The organism is Streptomyces sp. NPDC048560, from assembly GCF_040650955.1.
Classification (GTDB): domain Bacteria; phylum Actinomycetota; class Actinomycetes; order Streptomycetales; family Streptomycetaceae; genus Streptomyces.
In genome coordinates, this window is record NZ_JBEZIJ010000006.1 from 432,842 (window position 1) to 448,209 (window position 15,368).

Here is a 15,368-nt window from a genome sequence, read left to right on the forward strand (position 1 = left end):
TTGTCGGCAGTGCTGACGGAAACGACCTGCCGGACTGCCCCGATGCGGGCGGTCGTACAGTGGCTGGGGGCGCACACCAGTGCAGGGTGAGGTGGTTCCGGGGACACCCCCGGCCCTTCCGGCACCGCGAATAGGGAGGCACCTGAAGTGAGTGAGCTGCGGTTCGTCCGTCTGGGATTCGGCGAGGACTCCGTCGAGTACCAGGAGGCTTGGCAGAAGCAGCGCGAGGTTCACGCCGCTCGCTTCGAGGACACGGTCCCGGACACGTGTCTGCTCCTCGAGCACCCGCCCGTCTACACGGCGGGCCGGCGCACGGCGGAGAACGAGCGCCCCCTGGACGGCACCCCGGTCATCGACGTCGACCGCGGCGGCAAGATCACCTGGCACGGTCCGGGTCAGCTCGTCGGCTACCCCATCCAGAAGCTTCCGCGCCCGGTCGACGTGGTCGCGCACGTCCGTCGCCTGGAGGACGCGCTGATCCGTACGGCCGCCGAGTTCGGCGTGGAGACCTCACGGGTCGAGGGCCGCAGTGGGGTCTGGGTCCTGGGCGACCCGGTCGAGGAGCGTGCGGCGCTCGGGGGGCTCTCCCTCGACTTCGACCCGCGCCTCCAGGACGAGGAGTTCGACCCGCGGATGAACGGCCCCGAGTACGCGCCGTCCAACGCGGGCCAGCGCCGCGAGGACCGCAAGCTCGCCGCGATCGGCATCCGGGTCGCCAAGGGGGTGACCATGCACGGCTTCGCGCTCAACGTGAACCCGGACAACACCTGGTTCGACCGGATCGTGCCGTGCGGCATCCGGGACGCGGGCGTCACCTCGCTCGCGTACGAACTGGGCCGTGACCTGACGATCGCGGAGGTGCTCCCGGTCGTGGAGAAGCACCTCAGGGACGTCCTGGAGAACGCGGCGCTCGCACCCCGGGCCGTCGAGCCCGCGGGCACCGCCGTCCCCGCCACCGTCCCGGCCTCCGCCTAGCGCCGGGGAATAGGCCCCGTCGGCCCCAGGTTGGCCAGACGTAAGGCCGTTCTAACTACGGGCGTACCCTGGTGTTCGCCGAAGATTCGAATGCAGTGAAAGCAAAGGGGAGCCGGAGTGTCCGCTGTCGCACCCGACGGGCGCAAGATGCTGCGCCTGGAGGTCCGGAACAGCCAGACCCCCATCGAGCGCAAGCCCGAGTGGATCAAAACGCGGGCGAAGATGGGTCCCGAGTACACGCAGATGCAGAAACTCGTGAAGAGCGAGGGACTGCACACCGTGTGCCAGGAGGCCGGCTGCCCGAACATCTACGAATGCTGGGAAGACCGCGAGGCCACGTTCCTCATCGGTGGAGACCAGTGCACCCGACGCTGTGACTTCTGTCAGATCGACACCGGCAAGCCCGCCGATCTCGATCTCGACGAGCCGCGCCGTGTCGGAGAGTCCGTCGTCACGATGGACCTGAACTACGCCACCATCACGGGCGTCGCGCGCGACGACCTGGAGGACGGCGGAGCCTGGCTGTACGCGGAGACGGTCCGCCAGATCCACGGCCTGACCGCGGAGCGGGAGGCGGGCGCCACCAAGGTGGAGCTGCTGATCCCCGACTTCAACGCGGAGCCCGCACAGCTGGCCGAGGTCTTCTCCTCGCGCCCCGAGGTGCTGGCGCACAACGTCGAGACGGTTCCGCGGATCTTCAAGCGGATCCGCCCCGGATTCCGTTACGAGCGCTCCCTGGAAGTCATCACGCGGGCCCGTGAGGCCGGCCTGGTGACGAAGTCCAATCTGATCCTCGGCATGGGCGAGACCCGCGAGGAAGTCAGTGAGGCGCTGAGGGATCTGCACGACGCAGGTTGCGAGCTCATCACGATTACGCAGTACCTGCGGCCGTCCGTGCGCCACCACCCGGTCGAGCGCTGGGTGAAGCCGCACGAGTTCGTGGAGCTGAAGGACGAGGCCGACGCGATCGGCTACTCCGGCGTGATGTCGGGCCCGCTCGTCCGTTCCTCGTACCGTGCCGGCCGCCTCTTCCAGCAGGCGATCGAGCGGCGTCAGGCGCTGGCGGCGGCGCCCGCGGCGACCACGCCGTCCGTGTGAAACCGGGCACAAGAAGCTACTGAGCGGTAACGCTCGAATCGACGCGGCCCATACGCTCCTCGCAGGTCGGGGACGCGTATGGGCCGCGTCGGCGTGCACGGCGCCGAATTCCAGGCTTCATTGGTGTTTGACCACCCGGTCATGCGCTGGTAACACCAAGCAGTGACCCTGGGTACACGCGCAGCAGCAGTTCCGTCGGCCGCTGCGGGTCGCCCCTTCCCGTACTCAGTCCGCGCCCAGTCAGCGCATCCGCTCCGAGAGGGAACCCCACCATGCAGGCCGTGCCGGTACGCGCCAACGCCATCCCGTCCGTCACCAGCGCCCTCCGGGCGGTCGAGTCGCTGCTTCTCAGCAGCGGCCAGCGCACCGCCCGCCGGAACGCCTGGACCGCGGTCCTGGAGGACCGCCGCAGGGCGAAGGACCGGGTCGAGGTCCAGCACGTACTGGAGGCCGTGGCCGACCACCGTTCCTAGGCCACGTAAACTCGGGTACATGGCGAGGAAGGCAAACACCGAGGGCGCGGACAGCGCCGAGAACGCGGGGCGACTCAAGCAGATCGCCCTGACCTACAAGATGACCCGGCGGACCGACCCCAGGATCGGTCTTGTCGTCGCGGGTGTGGGAATCGTCACCTTCGGCGTCCTCCTCGCGATCGGTTTCCTGATCGGCCACCCCGTCTACGCGGGCATCCTGGGCTTCGTCCTGGCGCTCCTCGCGATGGCGATCATCTTCGGACGGCGAGCCGAGAAGGCTGCCTTCGGACAGATGGAGGGCCAGCCGGGCGCGGCGGCGGCCGTACTGGACCGGGTGGGCCGCGGCTGGACCACGACCCCGGCGGTCGCGATGAACCGCAGCCAGGACGTCGTCCACCGGGCCGTCGGCAAGGCGGGCATCGTGCTGGTCGCGGAGGGCAACCCGAACCGGGTGAAGAGCCTGCTGGCGGCCGAGAAGAAGCGGATGGCGCGCATCGTGGTGGACGTGCCGGTGCACGACATCATCGTCGGTGACGGCGAGGGTCAGGTGCCGCTGAAGAAGGTCCGCACCAAGATGCTGAAGCTTCCCCGCGTGCTGACCGGCCCGCAGGTGACCGCGGCCAACGACCGGCTGCGGGCGATGGGCGACCTGATGAGCAACATGCCGCTGCCGAAGGGTCCGATGCCCAAGGGCATGCGGATGCCGCGCGGCGGAAAGATGCGCTGACCCCACACCCGTACAGCTGGTCCCTCGTACAGGGTTCCTCGTACAAGAAGGGGCGGTTCCGGACCCGACAGGTCCGGAACCGCCCCTTCGTCACGTCGCCGTCGGCAGGTTCTAGATCCTGACCTGCACGGCGCGCGCCAGCCGGTCGTGGAGGCCGCGGCCGTCGCGGTCCCAGACCAGCGCCGGAATGACCAGGAGGAGGAGCACGCTCCTGACGAGCACGCGTCCGGTGCCGAGCCGCTCGCCGTTCTCGGCGAGGACCCGCAGCCCCAGGAGGCGCTTGCCGGGCGTGCTGCCGATGGTTCCGACGGTCAGCACACTCAGTACGAGGAAGACGCCCAGCGCCCAGTTTCCGGCCGCCTGCTGGTCACCGCGAGCGAGCAGCCCGTATGCGATCACCATGCACAGCGCCCAGTCGACGAAGACCGCCGCGAAGCGCCGGCCCACCCGGGCCACGGACCCGGGTCCCTGCTCGGGCAGCCCGAGGCGCTTTCCCCGGTAGCCGAAGTCGACGCCCATGTCCTCGGCGGCCGCGCGGGGCCCGGACAGCCACGATCCGATTACTTGCCTGTTGTCCACCCGTCCACGGTACTGCGCCCGTGTTTGCACCCGGCCGGGCGGGGCACGGAACACGTCGCTGAGGTGCCGCGCCCAGTTCGCCCGGTTAACTTGGGCGAAACAAATGGGTCATGCTTGAGAAATCCCGTCTGCCTATGGTCGGGTCCAGCGTGTGCCACCGCACTGGCCGCAAAAGAGCTGCAACCCCGCCCTTCTCCGGGTCGGGAGTAGGAGGAGTTGGATGTTCCAGAACGCCGACGACGTGAAGAAGTACATCGCCGACGAAGACGTCAAGTTCATCGACGTCCGGTTCTGCGACCTGCCCGGAGTGATGCAGCACTTCACCATCCCGGCGGCGGCCTTCGACCCGACCGAGGAGCTCGCGTTCGACGGCTCGTCGATCCGTGGTTTCCAGGCCATCCACGAGTCCGACATGGCGCTGCGCGCGGATCTCTCCACCGCCCGTGTCGACCCCTTCCGCCGCGACAAGACCGTCAACATCAACTTCTTCATCCACGACCCGATCACGGGCGAGCAGTACAGCCGTGACCCGCGGAACGTGGCCAAGAAGGCCGAGGCGTACCTCGCCTCCACCGGCATCGCCGACACGGCGTACTTCGGCCCCGAGGCCGAGTTCTACGTGTTCGACAACGTCCGCTTCCAGACCTCGGCGAACGAGTCCTTCTACCACATCGACTCCGAGGCGGGCGCCTGGAACACCGGGTCGGAGGAGAACAACCGCGGGTACAAGGTCCGCTACAAGGGCGGCTACTTCCCGACCCCGCCGGTCGACCACTTCGCCGACCTGCGTGCCGAGATCTCCCTGGAGCTGGACAAGAACGGCCTCCAGGTCGAGCGTCAGCACCACGAGGTCGGCACCGCCGGCCAGGCGGAGATCAACTACAAGTTCAACACGCTGCTCGCCGCGGCCGACGACCTGATGCTCTTCAAGTACATCGTGAAGAACGTCGCCTGGCGCAACGGCAAGACCGCGACCTTCATGCCGAAGCCGATCTTCGGCGACAACGGCTCGGGCATGCACGTCCACCAGTCCCTGTGGGCCGGTGGCGAGCCGCTGTTCTACGACGAGCAGGGTTACGCGGGCCTGTCGGACATGGCGCGCTACTACATCGGCGGCATCCTGAAGCACGCCCCGTCGCTGCTGGCGTTCACCAACCCGACGGTGAACTCCTACCACCGCCTGGTCCCCGGCTTCGAGGCCCCGGTCAACATGGTCTACTCGCAGCGCAACCGCTCCGCCGCGATGCGTATCCCGATCACGGGCTCGAACCCGAAGGCCAAGCGCGTCGAGTTCCGCGCCCCGGACCCGTCCTCGAACCCGTACCTCGCGTTCTCGGCGCTGCTGATGGCCGGCCTGGACGGCGTGAAGAACAAGATCGAGCCGGCGGAGCCGATCGACAAGGACCTGTACGAGCTGGCTCCCGAGGAGCACGCGAACGTCCAGCAGGTCCCGACCTCGCTGCCGGCCGTGCTGGACGCCCTGGAGGCGGACCACGACTACCTGCTGGCCGGCGGTGTCTTCACCCCCGACCTGATCGAGACGTGGGTCGACTACAAGCGCGTGCACGAGATCGCCCCGATCCAGCTCCGCCCGCACCCGCACGAGTTCGAGCTGTACTTCGACCTGTAAGCCAGGCCGTGCCCGTGAGCTGGGGGGACTTCATTCCGACGCCCCCTTAGTCCGCACAGAGTCCGCAAGACTAATGATCTTGCCGTTCATCACACGCTCTACAGCGGTCCGCGTGGACTCATCCGAGTCCGGCCACAGGTGACCGTAGGTGTCCAGCGTCGTCTTCGCCGAACCGTGGCGAAGACGGTGCTGGACCACTTTCACGTCTGCCCCCGACGCGATCAGCAGCGAAGCGTAGAAGTGCCGCAGGTCGTGGAACCGGAAGCCTTCCGGCAGGCTGGCCACCTTCCCGCGGATTCGGCGCATCTCGCGCTCGATCTGCCACGGGCCGACCTGCTCGCCCTCCTCGTCGACGAGGAGGTGCGCCCGCCCTACGCACAGCGGCTTGAGTACCGAAACGAGACTGTCCGGGATCGGCACCGTCTCCCCACTCATCGCCGTCTTCAACGGGAGAGCCGGGTACTGCACCGCCGGGGTGATCGTCCGGGCTGCCAGGTCGACGTCCGCCGGCCGAAGCCCGCACGCCTCCCCCACTCGCAGGCCCACGAATGCACCGAGCAGCAGAGCAGGCTGGTACTTCGCTGCGGCCAGTTCGTACAGGGCCCACAGCTGCGCTTCCGTCGCCACGTAGGCACGCTGCTTCCCAGCGCCGGGCGACGTCCTCCGCGAGCAGGGGTTCGCCGACACCTTGCGGTCGAGCACGGCGTCCCGCATCACCTGCGACAGCCGCGAGTGCAGGGCGAACAGGTACGACGCGGACAGCCCCTCGGACCCCAGGCGGGCAAGCCAGTTGCGCACCATGCTCGGCTGAACCGCGACAAGCGGGAGCGGACCGAACTCCTGCCGGATGCGGGCCAAGTGCACGTTCGCCTGACGGACGCTCGATGCCCTGCGTGACCCGTATCCCTGAATCCATACGTCGCACCACTCGTCGACGGTGACCTTCCGCGACTTCGGGTCGACGTACTGACCCGTGACGATGCTCGCCGACTCCTCGTCGATCCAGCGCTGAGCGTCGACGCGCCGGCCGAAGTGCCGAGCGTGCTCACGGCCAGCAACGTCCCGGTACCGGGCCCGCCACTTCCCGTTGGGACGCTTAGCGATACTCGCCATCGCTTCCCCTCTCCTGTAGCTGGTGCAGCGCCGTCGTGAGCTGGTGAATGGACGTCTGGATGCCGTTGATCTGGTCGGCCCTGTCCTTGGCCGGCGGGAGGTACATGCGCCCCTGCTCGGCTTCCGGCATCTCGCCCTGGTGCTCGATGGCGTTGGACCCCGGCAGGGGCCAGTGCCCACGAATCCAGCCGCGGGTGTGATCTACAGGGTTCGTTCGTTCAGGGCTGACTCGGTACGGTTCGTCGCCGGCGCTCGCCTCGATGGGCAGCAACAGGTGTACCGGGCCGACGTTCAACACCACAGCCAGAGCCAGCCATTCAGTAAGCGTCAGCTCCTGCCGGTTGCCGTTCTCCAGCTTCGCCACCGTGCTGCGAGTCCAGGGAACGCCCTGTTCCGCCAGGCGCTCGGCTACCTGCTCGGCAGTCAGACCGCGTCGCTTGCGTGCCTCACGCACACGCTTCGCCACGGTGGCCGTGGGGGACCACGCTTCGCTTTGTTCCATGAGAGCACGCTAATGGGAACTTGCGGAACGCGCAAGAGCGGGGCACTATGAGCAACGACGGGCGACCATTGCCCGTGAGTGTTCTTTCAGAGGACGTTTACGGTCCTCTGGAACCCAAGGAGGGGTGATGGCTCTCAAGGTCCAGCTCTACTCGCCTGCCGCACTGGCCGAATACCTCGGCGTTCCGCTCAAGACCGTCTACCGGTGGAACCACACCGGCACCGGCCCGAAGCCCTGCCCGGTCGGAAGGCACGTCCGCTACCGGCCCACAGACGTCGAAGCATGGCTCGACCGGCAGCAGGGCGGGAGCGCGGCGGCGTGACCGGCACGCACAACGCCCCCGGCGGCGAACCGGGGGCGCAGAGAGACCAGCTGGGCGGCGGGTCGACCATCACGGTACCGAACACCGGGCAGGGGCGACGACTGCGCGCCGTGCCCGAGAACGTCACCGCGGGCGACATCACTGCACTCCGCGCCGAGCTGCAGGTGACCGCGCTCGGCATCGACGACTGGCCGGCCTACGGCTCCCCGGCCTGGCTGCGGCTCACTCCAAAGGACCCGCGTGCGTACGCGGCCATCCTCGAAGCTGCCGAGCGGCACCGCCGCGCCGAAGCCGAGACGCAGCGTCTCGACACGCTCATGAACGAGGACCCGGTGACGTGGTGGCGGGAGATCACCGCTGACGCCAACGCTTACGCGGCACGGCAGGGCCACGCGATTGCTGCCCGCCGCACCGCCGAAGAAGTTCGTATCGCCCGCGACAAGGCCACTCATCGGGAGCCGCACCAGCTGCGCGCAACGCCTGGCTGGCCGCCCATCGCCGTCCCCGGGCACCCGGGCCGGTACCTCACCCAGGGTCAGGAGATCAGCGCGTGACCACCTCATACGACCCCATGGGCCTGCCGCCGGACGACGTTCTCACGGCAGGACTGGCAGACCTGCCCGCCCTTGAGTGGGACGACGGCCCGGTTGAGCAGCCCGGCCGGAAGCTGCGTCTCACCCGCGCGTCCGACATCGAGCCCGAGCCCGTCGAGTGGGCCTGGCTAGACGCCGGAGAGGGACGCGTGCCCGCCGGGGCGCTGTCCATTGCGGCCGGGCGTGAAGGCACCGGTAAGTCCTCGTTCGGTATGTGGATGGCCGCACAGATCACCCGCGGCCTCCTCCCCGGGACCTACTCCGGTCGCCCCCGGGCCGTCTTCTACGTGGCCGTGGAGGACTCGTGGAAACAAACGATCGTGCCTCGCCTCATCGGCGCCGGCGCGGACCTCGACCTCGTGTACCGGGTCGAGGCCGTCGAAGCAGAGTTCGGCGAGACAACGCTCAGCCTGCCCCAGGACAACAGCCTTATGGAGCAGGCCATCAAGGACTACGACGTGGCCCTGGTCGTCCTCGACCCGCTCATGTCGTGCATCGGAGCGGGCATCGACACGCACCGGGAACGAGACGTGCGTACGGCGCTCGACCCGCTCGCCCGCATGGCCGATCGCACCAGCTGCGTGCTCCTCGGTATCGCGCACTTCGGGAAGGGCGCCGGCACGGATCCGTCCGCGCTCATTACCGGGTCCGGTGCGTTCAAGAACGTGCCTCGGGCCGTCTTCGGATTCGCCCGCGACGAGGACAACGACTGCCGGGTGATGAGCCAGTCGAAGAACAGCCTCGGCCGCTCCGACCTTCCGTCGCTCTCGTACAACATCGAAACAACCGAGGTCCCCACAAAAAAGGGCATCGCGTCCGTGGGCCGGTTCGCCTTCACTGGAGAGTCGGCCCGCAGCGTGCAGGAGATCCTCGCGCAGGGCCAGGAACCCGGAGACCGGGGCGAGCGGGACGAGGCCGCGGACTGGCTCCGCGGCTACCTCCTCGACCAGGGCGGTGAGGCCCCGGCGAAGGACGTGAAGAAGGCTGCGGCAGCCGACGACATTTCGGAGCGCACCTTGCAGCGGGCCAGGGTCAAAGCCGGTGTGAAGTCGGAGCGAGCAGGCTTCGGCAAGGGCGCCGTCTGGCGCATCGAAGCCCTCACCACCGCTACGGAGAGCGACAGCGCTCCGCCAGTCCCGCCACAGTCGCGCCATTCCCGCCAGCCTCAAGAGGCTGGCACGAATGGCGTGAATGGTGGCGCGACTGGCAGGACTGCCGAAACGCCATCACAGAACGTGACGGGCCCGGAAGTGCTCTGCACCGTCTGCCGTACCCCCCTCGACCCCGTCCACGCGACTACCGGCGACACCACACACCCCACCTGCTGACCCGAAGGGAGCACGCCATGAAGCCCACCCGCACAGACTTCGTCGCCGGACCGGCCAACACCCTGGCCGCCATGGTCACCAACTACCGGTGCGGCCACTGCACCGGCGTCGTCGAAGCCCTGACGACCGACGAGACGACCGGCGCCATGCACGCCTACGTCCGCCACGACGACGGCTGTCCGGTCCTCACCGGAGCCGTCTCCCCGATCCCCGACACCTTTCGCGCCGCGACCAAGGAGACCCGCCATGACGTCACCGACCGCTGAGACCGTCGTCGCCCTGCTCCGCGCGGGGCTCGCCAACGACCAGGAAGGCCAGGCCGTCATCCTCGCGTCCTGCGACCCGCTCGAACTTCTCGGTGCGCTCGCCGGCTTCACCATCGCCATGGGGCACAACGTGTTCCACGGAGCCGACAACTTCGACGAGTTCCTGTCCGACTGGCAGGCCGCCCACCTGAACGACCCGATGCCGTAACATCAGTCCCGGCACGGTGCAGGCTCCGCCTCACCCAACGACCACCGACCAGGGCCCCGCCCCGGTGGTCGCCTGAATCTCCCTCAGCGCCGATCTCCGGCCGCGCGAGTGCACCGCACCGCGGACCGTCGAGACCTCCGGCGCAGACCACCTCACTGCGTATCAGGAGACCCTCGTGCCTACCAACACCCTGCCCACCGCTGCCAGCCTCACCGAGCGCCAGCCCGGCCAGACCTTCCAGCAGCACATCGAAGCCGTACGCCAGGCCCAGGGCGCCCGGCTCGGTGCAATGCAGACCCTCACCGACAACGCGACCGTCGAAGGCCGCGACCTGCTCGCCTCCGAGCAGCGCGAGTTCGACGCCCACGACGACGAGATCCGCCGACTCGGCATCGTCCTGCGGCGCCTGGAGAACTCCCCCGAAGGTCGCACCGTCGACCGCTCGCAGATCATCATGGCCGGCGGCACCAGCCGCACCGTGGCGCCCGAACTCCCCCTGCTCACCCGGGGCCAGTCCTTCGCGGACTGGACCTCTCGGCACAGCCACGGCGAGCCGCAGCCCACCGAAGATGTGCGCCTGGGCGCCCTGCTCCGCACCTGGGTCACCGGGCGCCGCGACGGGCTCAACGACTCCGAGCTGCGCGCCATGGCCGAGGGCACCGCAACGGCCGGCGGGCACCTCGTACCCACGCCCACCGCGGCACAGCTCATCGACCGGGCCCGCAACGTGGCCCGCGTCTTCCAGGCCGGTGCCACCACCGTGCCCATGGACTCCCAGACGCTCAAGGTCCCGCGGCTCACCGGCAGCTCGGCCCCGGCCTGGCGCAACGAGAACGCGGCCATCGCCGAGGGGGACCTGACGCTCGACGCGGTGACGCTCACGGCCCGCTCGATGGCCTTCCTCGTCAAGATGAGCCGCGAGCTGATCGAGGACTCCGACCCGAGCATCGTCGGCGTGGTCGAGCGGGACCTGGCCGCGCAGGTCGCCCTCGAACTCGACCGCGTGGCCCTGCGAGGCAGCGGCACCGCACCCGAGCCGCGCGGCATCCTCAACCAGACTGGCGTCACCATCACCACCCACGGGGCGAACGGCACCGCGATGGCCACCCTCGGCCACGACATGCTCATCGACGCCCAGGCCGCGGTCCGTGCGCTCAACCACGAACCGACCGGCGTCATCGACGCACCCCGCACGGAACAGGCACTGGCCAAGCTCAAGGACCTGAACGGGCAGTACATCCAGCCCCCCGCCGGGCTCCTGCCTCGCTACCCGACCAACCAGATCCCGACCAACCTCACAGTCGGCACGAGCGCAGACTGCTCCGAGGTGTACACCGGGGACTGGGCACAGCTGTACTTCGGGCTGCGCACCGGACCGATGACGATCCAGCTGGTCGAGCGGTACGCGGACGTCGGTCAGGTCGCGCTCCTCATCTGGATGCGCGGTGACATCGCCCTGGCCCACGGGCAGGCGTTCGCCGTCGACACCGGAGTTCGCGCCTGACCAACCCCCAAGAACCCGGCGGGGCGTCAACCCGGACAGGGCATGACACCCGGCAAGGTCGGATAGGTGCTCCCACACCGTGACGCCGGCCTGCGCCCCGCCGCAGCACATCGCACAGAGTGAACAGAGCCCCGACACGATCACAGTGTCGGGGCTCTGTCACGTCCGGTCTCGCGCGTAGGGAGAGAGCTGGGTCAAATCTTGAACCCGCAGGTGGGCGACCCAAACGCCCTTGTCGCCCGTTTTTTTGCGCGGCCCGTTTCAAAGCTGATCTTGACCCGAGCCTCAACGCTGACCCGATTATGAGCATCACTTAGGGTTACCTAACCGAGCGTGACGGGTGGCGCTGGCTACTCCGGGGGCTGCTGCGTGACGTACACGCCCATGCCGTTCACGGTCTCGACCAGGCCCTCGTCCTTGAGCACCTTGACCGCCTTGCGGAGGGTGTCCCGCGCGACCCCGTACCGCTGCTCCAGCTCGACGAGGGAGGGGATGCGCCGACCGACGGGGATCGTGCCGTCGGCGATGCTCGCGCGCAGCTGGTCGGCGATCTGCCGGTACGGCGGTACGGGTCCCTCGCGGTCGATGCTCATGATCCGAAAGCTAGGCAGCAGACCACGGGCCGCCATAGCTACCCACGGGGCTAGCAGGGGGTAGTACGGTCATCTGGAGGAACGAATAGACCCCCGCGGCCGTGTCACCGGCCCGGGGGTGTGGACCACCTGAGAGAGCAGGCAGCCATGGCCGAGACTACCGGCGCCCCGTTGACTCCCGCAGGCCCTACGTTCGGCTGGTGCCACTGGCACAAAGGGCCGTCAGGGACCGCGGTACTGATCCGCATCATCGAGCAGGGCTCCGGCCCGGGGGCTGGCCTGTACGCCTGCGCCCCGTGCCGTGAGCAGCGTGGCATCGTGCCGGACTGGCAGGCGTAGGCGTGACGCCGGCGACCGAGGTGAAAGCGCCGGCCTGCCGAATCGGTGAGCACCAGTACTGCCCCGGCCCTTACGTCACCCGGCGATCGGGTGCCCCGGCGTGGGAGCGGCCGATCGAAGACCACCGGTGCGACTGCGCCTGTCACCGACGCTGAACGCGCGAACGGCCCCACCGATGGAGTTCGGTGGGGCCGTTCCTTGCGTGTCCGTTCAGTGTCCGCAGCCGGTGGTCCACCAGCCGCACTTGGCGCAGTACGTGTTCTTGAAGAGGGTCCAGATCATGATCCGTTCACCTCCTTGCGAACTACGTGCAGCGTGTAACTAACCCCTTCCGGGCCGTACTCCGCTCGGTCGAGTACAGGGTCCCCATCTGCGTAAACGTCCCCAACCCCTTCCGAGAGGGGGGCCGGGGGAGGGGCAGACGAATCGGACACCTGCCAGGCGGCCAGAGCCCACACCACGGGCACCGCGTACACGAACTGCGGCGCCCGCTCCAGGAGCCGACCGGCCAGCGCAAGCGCGGCCAGAGACCCGCCGCACCGCACGATGAGCGGCCCGAACCCGCCCGGGGCGAGAGCGTCACCGAGCCCGTGAAGGAGCAGCCCGGTGCCGCTGGACAGGCGCTGCCCTGCCTTCCGGATGGGCGTCACAGCAGCCCCATCACGGCGTCCCCGGCGGTCGACACGACCGGTGAGAGGACGTACCCGGCGACACCGGCGAGCCCGGATGAGAGGCCCAGGCTGATGCCGCAGAGGACGCTGGAGAACAGGTCCCAGCGGAACCCCCGCCGGATCGTCCAGACGGCGATCAGGATGACCGTGAGGATGATGACGACGCCATGCCCGCCGGCAGTGAGCGCAAGGTGTGAGGTGCGGGTGACGTCCGGGGCCTGGCCGCCGACTCCGTACTCCAGCACGGCGTCACCGATCGCCGAGGTGCCCCACAGGGTCCAGTCTGCGGCGAGACCGAGGAGCCCGCCGGCGGACAGGATGAGGAGCATCCCGTAGAGGGAGCAGAGCAGGAACGGGACGAGCTGTCGGAGCGACTTCAGGTTGTGCTTCTTGTTGCCGGCCCACCAGCGGGTGATGTTCCAGGCGGCGATGGAGAGTCCGATGATGACGCCGCCGAGGCTGACGGCGGTGTGCGTGGGGATGCCGAGAATCACGTGAAAGTCCTCAGTGGACGATGGCCGCGGCGAGTGCGGCGAGGGTGACGATGAGCGCGACGGTCCCGGTGATGCGGGGGACGTCGGACAGCGCGACGGCGCAGAGGCCGAGCAGCGCAAGCACGGTGGAGACCACGAAGAACGCGGCGAGGATCACCGCAGGCCAGGGCTTGTCGGACGCGTCGGACGCTCTGTCGGACGAGTGCTCTCCGGAAGGACACTGCAACCGAGAATGATCGGCTCCGTGCCGTCCGGTACGACGCCCGCCGCCCATGCGTTCCGGTACGTACCGGCCACGATCGATACGGCGATGCGCACCGCGTCGGACACGGTCATGCCGGCGCGCATCATCACGGCCAGGTCGTCGGACAGCTTCTCGTCGACGCGTACAGACGGGCGCGCTCCGGGCTTCGGCGGGGTACTCACTGGCCCTCACCGGCCTTGAGAACGGACAGCTGGCGGGCGAGGCGCCGCAGCGTCCCCGCGTAGTCGACGAGGACCGCGGCCAGCTCGTCCAGCTCGCCCGGGGTGAGTGCGCGGGCGAGTTCCCCCATCTCGACGAGGGCGCCGATGCTGCGGTCGGAGTGCACGACGAACGGGTCCTGGACGAGCATGGCTCTGGACAGCTCGTACCCGTAGAACTCGACGCGGTGCTCGGGCCCGCGGTGCCCAATGTCGCACAATGCCTCGGGCTGGTGGTCGTGGCTGTCGGCGCACCAGGACGGTTCGGGGATGGTGACGTCGCCGTGGTCGATGGTCTGCACCGTGACGGTGCGCTGCTCGCTCATCGGCCGGCCTCCTCAACGACGAGGTCGCGCACGTTCGCGTCGTCACGGTGGTCGGCGGCCCGGCGGTACCGCTCAGCCTCGGCGTAGCCGCGGGCGTCCTGCAGCGCGGCCATCTGGGCACGCAGGGCACGGAGCCGGTCCAGGTGGACGGCCATGTCGTCGACGAGCTCGTCGACCTGGTCGAGGTCGAGGTCAGGCCAGTCGCCCATGCCGACGAACGCCAACTCGACCTCGTCGTCGTTGAACTGCAGGAGGTGAACGGCCATGACGTCGAACCCGTAAGCCCCGTTCATGGACTGCTCAGGGCTGCGGTGGATGTGCTCGCGCGGGTCGGCGTGGCTGGCCGGGTCACCCGCGCACCAGGTGCGCCCGTCCGGGCAGGCAGGTCGCTCGGCCTGGCGGAGCCCGTCGGCGACGAGGGTAACGAACACGTCCCGCCGCATCTTCGCAGCGACCTCCGGCATCTCAGCGGCGATGCGGTCGGCGACCTGCTCGCCCAGGTGCCGGTACGTCGGGGCCGCGGCCACGGTCTGTACCTCGGGGGCGTCACTACTCGGGCAGGAGTCGGCACAGCGGAGCAGCTGCGCCCCGTTGCGGGCGTGCTCTCCGGTCGGGGCGAGCCAACTGGCGTTGCTGCCGCAGTCGACGCAGCGGGGAAGGTGGGCGGTGGCCTCGGCCTGCAGGCGCAGGGCACGGGCCGTTTCGAACGCGGATTGGGCCGGTACGGTTGTGCTCATGGTCTGGACTCCTTGACACAGAAGGTTCTGGATCAAGGCGCCGTTCGGTGGTTGCACACCGGGCGGCGCCGCGCGCGTCTCAGGAGACGCAGGGGAGCCGAGGTGGGCCGCGAGCAGCAGTCCGCACACAGTCCGCCGGACAGTGCAAAACGCTGGGGAATAGTGCGAACTGACGGGCAGACAGTCCGCAGGTCAGGACGGGTGCGCCGTACGTTTCCGCAGGTCGCAGACTTGCGCGATTAGTTCGAGCTGTACTTCGACCTCTAGACCGCGGGGTCGCGTGACCTCAGGGTTCAGTCCCTGACGTAGTCCCAGAACGCCGGCGAGGGCCGCCACGCGATCACCCAGGAGAACATACAGCTGCACGGCGGCACGATCCGGGCGGAGAACCCGCCGGGCGGCGGCGCACTCTTCACTGTGGAGCTGCC

Annotated in this window: 19 protein-coding genes; 11 read left to right on the forward strand and 8 right to left on the reverse strand. The window is 68.8% G+C overall.

Annotated features, from left to right (window positions below):
- Positions 1-147 precede the first annotated feature (147 nt).
- The 4 genes from lipB (at position 148) to AB0C82_RS19150 (ending at position 3,273) form a co-directional block, all read left to right on the forward strand.
- On the forward strand, positions 148-975 hold the full coding sequence (lipB, locus tag AB0C82_RS19135) for a lipoyl(octanoyl) transferase LipB (protein WP_362843087.1): 828 nt from the start codon (positions 148-150) through the stop codon (positions 973-975).
- Positions 976-1,092: 117 nt separating this feature from the next.
- The gene (lipA, locus tag AB0C82_RS19140) at positions 1,093-2,073 is read left to right on the forward strand and encodes a lipoyl synthase (RefSeq protein WP_362843089.1); all 981 of its coding nucleotides are present in this window, start codon (positions 1,093-1,095) and stop codon (positions 2,071-2,073) included.
- A gap of 272 nt (positions 2,074-2,345) precedes the next feature.
- Positions 2,346-2,546 carry a hypothetical protein gene (locus tag AB0C82_RS19145; RefSeq protein WP_362843091.1) on the forward strand — a complete coding sequence of 67 codons (201 nt, stop codon included), beginning with the start codon at positions 2,346-2,348 and terminating at the stop codon, positions 2,544-2,546.
- Positions 2,547-2,565: 19 nt separating this feature from the next.
- Positions 2,566-3,273, forward strand: coding sequence for a DUF4191 domain-containing protein (locus AB0C82_RS19150; RefSeq protein ID WP_362843093.1), 708 nt, complete (start codon positions 2,566-2,568; stop codon positions 3,271-3,273).
- Between the two features lie 111 nt (positions 3,274-3,384).
- On the opposite strand, the gene AB0C82_RS19155 is transcribed toward AB0C82_RS19150, so the two are convergent.
- Positions 3,385-3,852: an RDD family protein gene (locus tag AB0C82_RS19155; RefSeq protein ID WP_362843096.1), complete on the reverse strand. Its 468-nt coding sequence runs from the start codon at positions 3,850-3,852 to the stop codon at positions 3,385-3,387.
- A gap of 220 nt (positions 3,853-4,072) precedes the next feature.
- Here AB0C82_RS19155 and glnA point away from each other — a divergent pair, with 220 nt between their 5' ends.
- A complete protein-coding gene (gene glnA / locus AB0C82_RS19160; RefSeq protein WP_362843098.1) occupies positions 4,073-5,482 on the forward strand; it encodes a type I glutamate--ammonia ligase in 1,410 nt (469 codons plus the stop codon).
- Between the two features lie 30 nt (positions 5,483-5,512).
- On the opposite strand, the gene AB0C82_RS19165 is transcribed toward glnA, so the two are convergent.
- Positions 5,513-6,283: a site-specific integrase gene (locus AB0C82_RS19165; protein ID WP_362843101.1), complete on the reverse strand. Its 771-nt coding sequence runs from the start codon at positions 6,281-6,283 to the stop codon at positions 5,513-5,515.
- A gap of 295 nt (positions 6,284-6,578) precedes the next feature.
- On the reverse strand, positions 6,579-7,097 hold the full coding sequence (locus tag AB0C82_RS19170) for a helix-turn-helix transcriptional regulator (RefSeq protein WP_362843103.1): 519 nt from the start codon (positions 7,095-7,097) through the stop codon (positions 6,579-6,581).
- A 127-nt stretch (positions 7,098-7,224) separates the two neighbouring features.
- On the opposite strand from AB0C82_RS19170, the gene AB0C82_RS19175 reads away from it, so the two are divergent.
- From AB0C82_RS19175 to AB0C82_RS19200, 6 genes are all read left to right on the forward strand, one after another.
- Entirely contained in the window at positions 7,225-7,419 is a 195-nt protein-coding gene (locus tag AB0C82_RS19175) for a helix-turn-helix domain-containing protein (protein WP_362843105.1), read from the forward strand.
- On the forward strand, positions 7,416-7,973 hold the full coding sequence (locus tag AB0C82_RS19180; RefSeq protein WP_362843108.1) for a hypothetical protein: 558 nt from the start codon (positions 7,416-7,418) through the stop codon (positions 7,971-7,973). The genes AB0C82_RS19175 and AB0C82_RS19180 overlap by 4 nt, the downstream gene beginning before the upstream one ends.
- Positions 7,970-9,340: an AAA family ATPase gene (locus AB0C82_RS19185; protein WP_362843111.1), complete on the forward strand. Its 1,371-nt coding sequence runs from the start codon at positions 7,970-7,972 to the stop codon at positions 9,338-9,340. The genes AB0C82_RS19180 and AB0C82_RS19185 overlap by 4 nt, the downstream gene beginning before the upstream one ends.
- A 17-nt stretch (positions 9,341-9,357) precedes the next feature.
- Positions 9,358-9,606, forward strand: a complete 249-nt coding sequence (locus AB0C82_RS19190) for a hypothetical protein (RefSeq protein ID WP_173312867.1) — start codon at positions 9,358-9,360, stop codon at positions 9,604-9,606.
- On the forward strand, positions 9,587-9,814 hold the full coding sequence (locus AB0C82_RS19195; RefSeq protein WP_362843113.1) for a hypothetical protein: 228 nt from the start codon (positions 9,587-9,589) through the stop codon (positions 9,812-9,814). Before AB0C82_RS19190 ends, AB0C82_RS19195 begins: the two co-directional genes overlap by 20 nt.
- Positions 9,815-9,989: 175 nt before the next feature.
- Entirely contained in the window at positions 9,990-11,318 is a 1,329-nt protein-coding gene (locus AB0C82_RS19200; protein ID WP_362843116.1) for a phage major capsid protein, read from the forward strand.
- A gap of 350 nt (positions 11,319-11,668) precedes the next feature.
- Here AB0C82_RS19200 and AB0C82_RS19205 read toward each other — a convergent pair whose 3' ends face one another.
- From AB0C82_RS19205 to AB0C82_RS19225, 5 genes are all read right to left on the reverse strand, one after another.
- Complete coding sequence (locus AB0C82_RS19205; protein WP_362843118.1) at positions 11,669-11,911, reverse strand: GntR family transcriptional regulator; 243 nt, start codon at positions 11,909-11,911, stop codon at positions 11,669-11,671.
- A gap of 985 nt (positions 11,912-12,896) precedes the next feature.
- Positions 12,897-13,415 (reverse strand): hypothetical protein, encoded by a 519-nt coding sequence (locus tag AB0C82_RS19210; protein ID WP_362843121.1) that lies wholly within the window; start codon positions 13,413-13,415, stop codon positions 12,897-12,899.
- Positions 13,416-13,425: 10 nt separating this feature from the next.
- Positions 13,426-13,641 (reverse strand): hypothetical protein, encoded by a 216-nt coding sequence (locus tag AB0C82_RS19215; protein ID WP_362843124.1) that lies wholly within the window; start codon positions 13,639-13,641, stop codon positions 13,426-13,428.
- 196 nt (positions 13,642-13,837) lie between these two features.
- Complete coding sequence (locus AB0C82_RS19220; RefSeq protein ID WP_362843127.1) at positions 13,838-14,203, reverse strand: hypothetical protein; 366 nt, start codon at positions 14,201-14,203, stop codon at positions 13,838-13,840.
- Complete coding sequence (locus AB0C82_RS19225; RefSeq protein WP_362843130.1) at positions 14,200-14,940, reverse strand: hypothetical protein; 741 nt, start codon at positions 14,938-14,940, stop codon at positions 14,200-14,202. Before AB0C82_RS19225 ends, AB0C82_RS19220 begins: the two co-directional genes overlap by 4 nt.
- Between the last annotated feature and the right edge of the window lie 428 nt (positions 14,941-15,368).

Bases quoted from the DNA above. Each gene is read 5' to 3' on its own strand.
- AB0C82_RS19145 (WP_362843091.1), top strand. From the start codon at position 2,346: ATGCAGGCCGTGCCGGTACGCGCCAACGCCATCCCGTCCGTCACCAGC.
- AB0C82_RS19150 (WP_362843093.1), top strand. From the start codon at position 2,566: ATGGCGAGGAAGGCAAACACCGAGGGCGCGGACAGCGCCGAGAACGCG.
- glnA (WP_362843098.1), top strand. From the start codon at position 4,073: ATGTTCCAGAACGCCGACGACGTGAAGAAGTACATCGCCGACGAAGAC.
- AB0C82_RS19165 (WP_362843101.1), bottom strand. From the start codon at position 6,283: ATGGTGCGCAACTGGCTTGCCCGCCTGGGGTCCGAGGGGCTGTCCGCG.
- AB0C82_RS19170 (WP_362843103.1), bottom strand. From the start codon at position 7,097: ATGGAACAAAGCGAAGCGTGGTCCCCCACGGCCACCGTGGCGAAGCGT.
- AB0C82_RS19175 (WP_362843105.1), top strand. From the start codon at position 7,225: ATGGCTCTCAAGGTCCAGCTCTACTCGCCTGCCGCACTGGCCGAATAC.
- AB0C82_RS19190 (WP_173312867.1), top strand. From the start codon at position 9,358: ATGAAGCCCACCCGCACAGACTTCGTCGCCGGACCGGCCAACACCCTG.
- AB0C82_RS19195 (WP_362843113.1), top strand. From the start codon at position 9,587: ATGACGTCACCGACCGCTGAGACCGTCGTCGCCCTGCTCCGCGCGGGG.
- AB0C82_RS19205 (WP_362843118.1), bottom strand. From the start codon at position 11,911: ATGAGCATCGACCGCGAGGGACCCGTACCGCCGTACCGGCAGATCGCC.
- AB0C82_RS19220 (WP_362843127.1), bottom strand. From the start codon at position 14,203: ATGAGCGAGCAGCGCACCGTCACGGTGCAGACCATCGACCACGGCGAC.
- AB0C82_RS19225 (WP_362843130.1), bottom strand. From the start codon at position 14,940: ATGAGCACAACCGTACCGGCCCAATCCGCGTTCGAAACGGCCCGTGCC.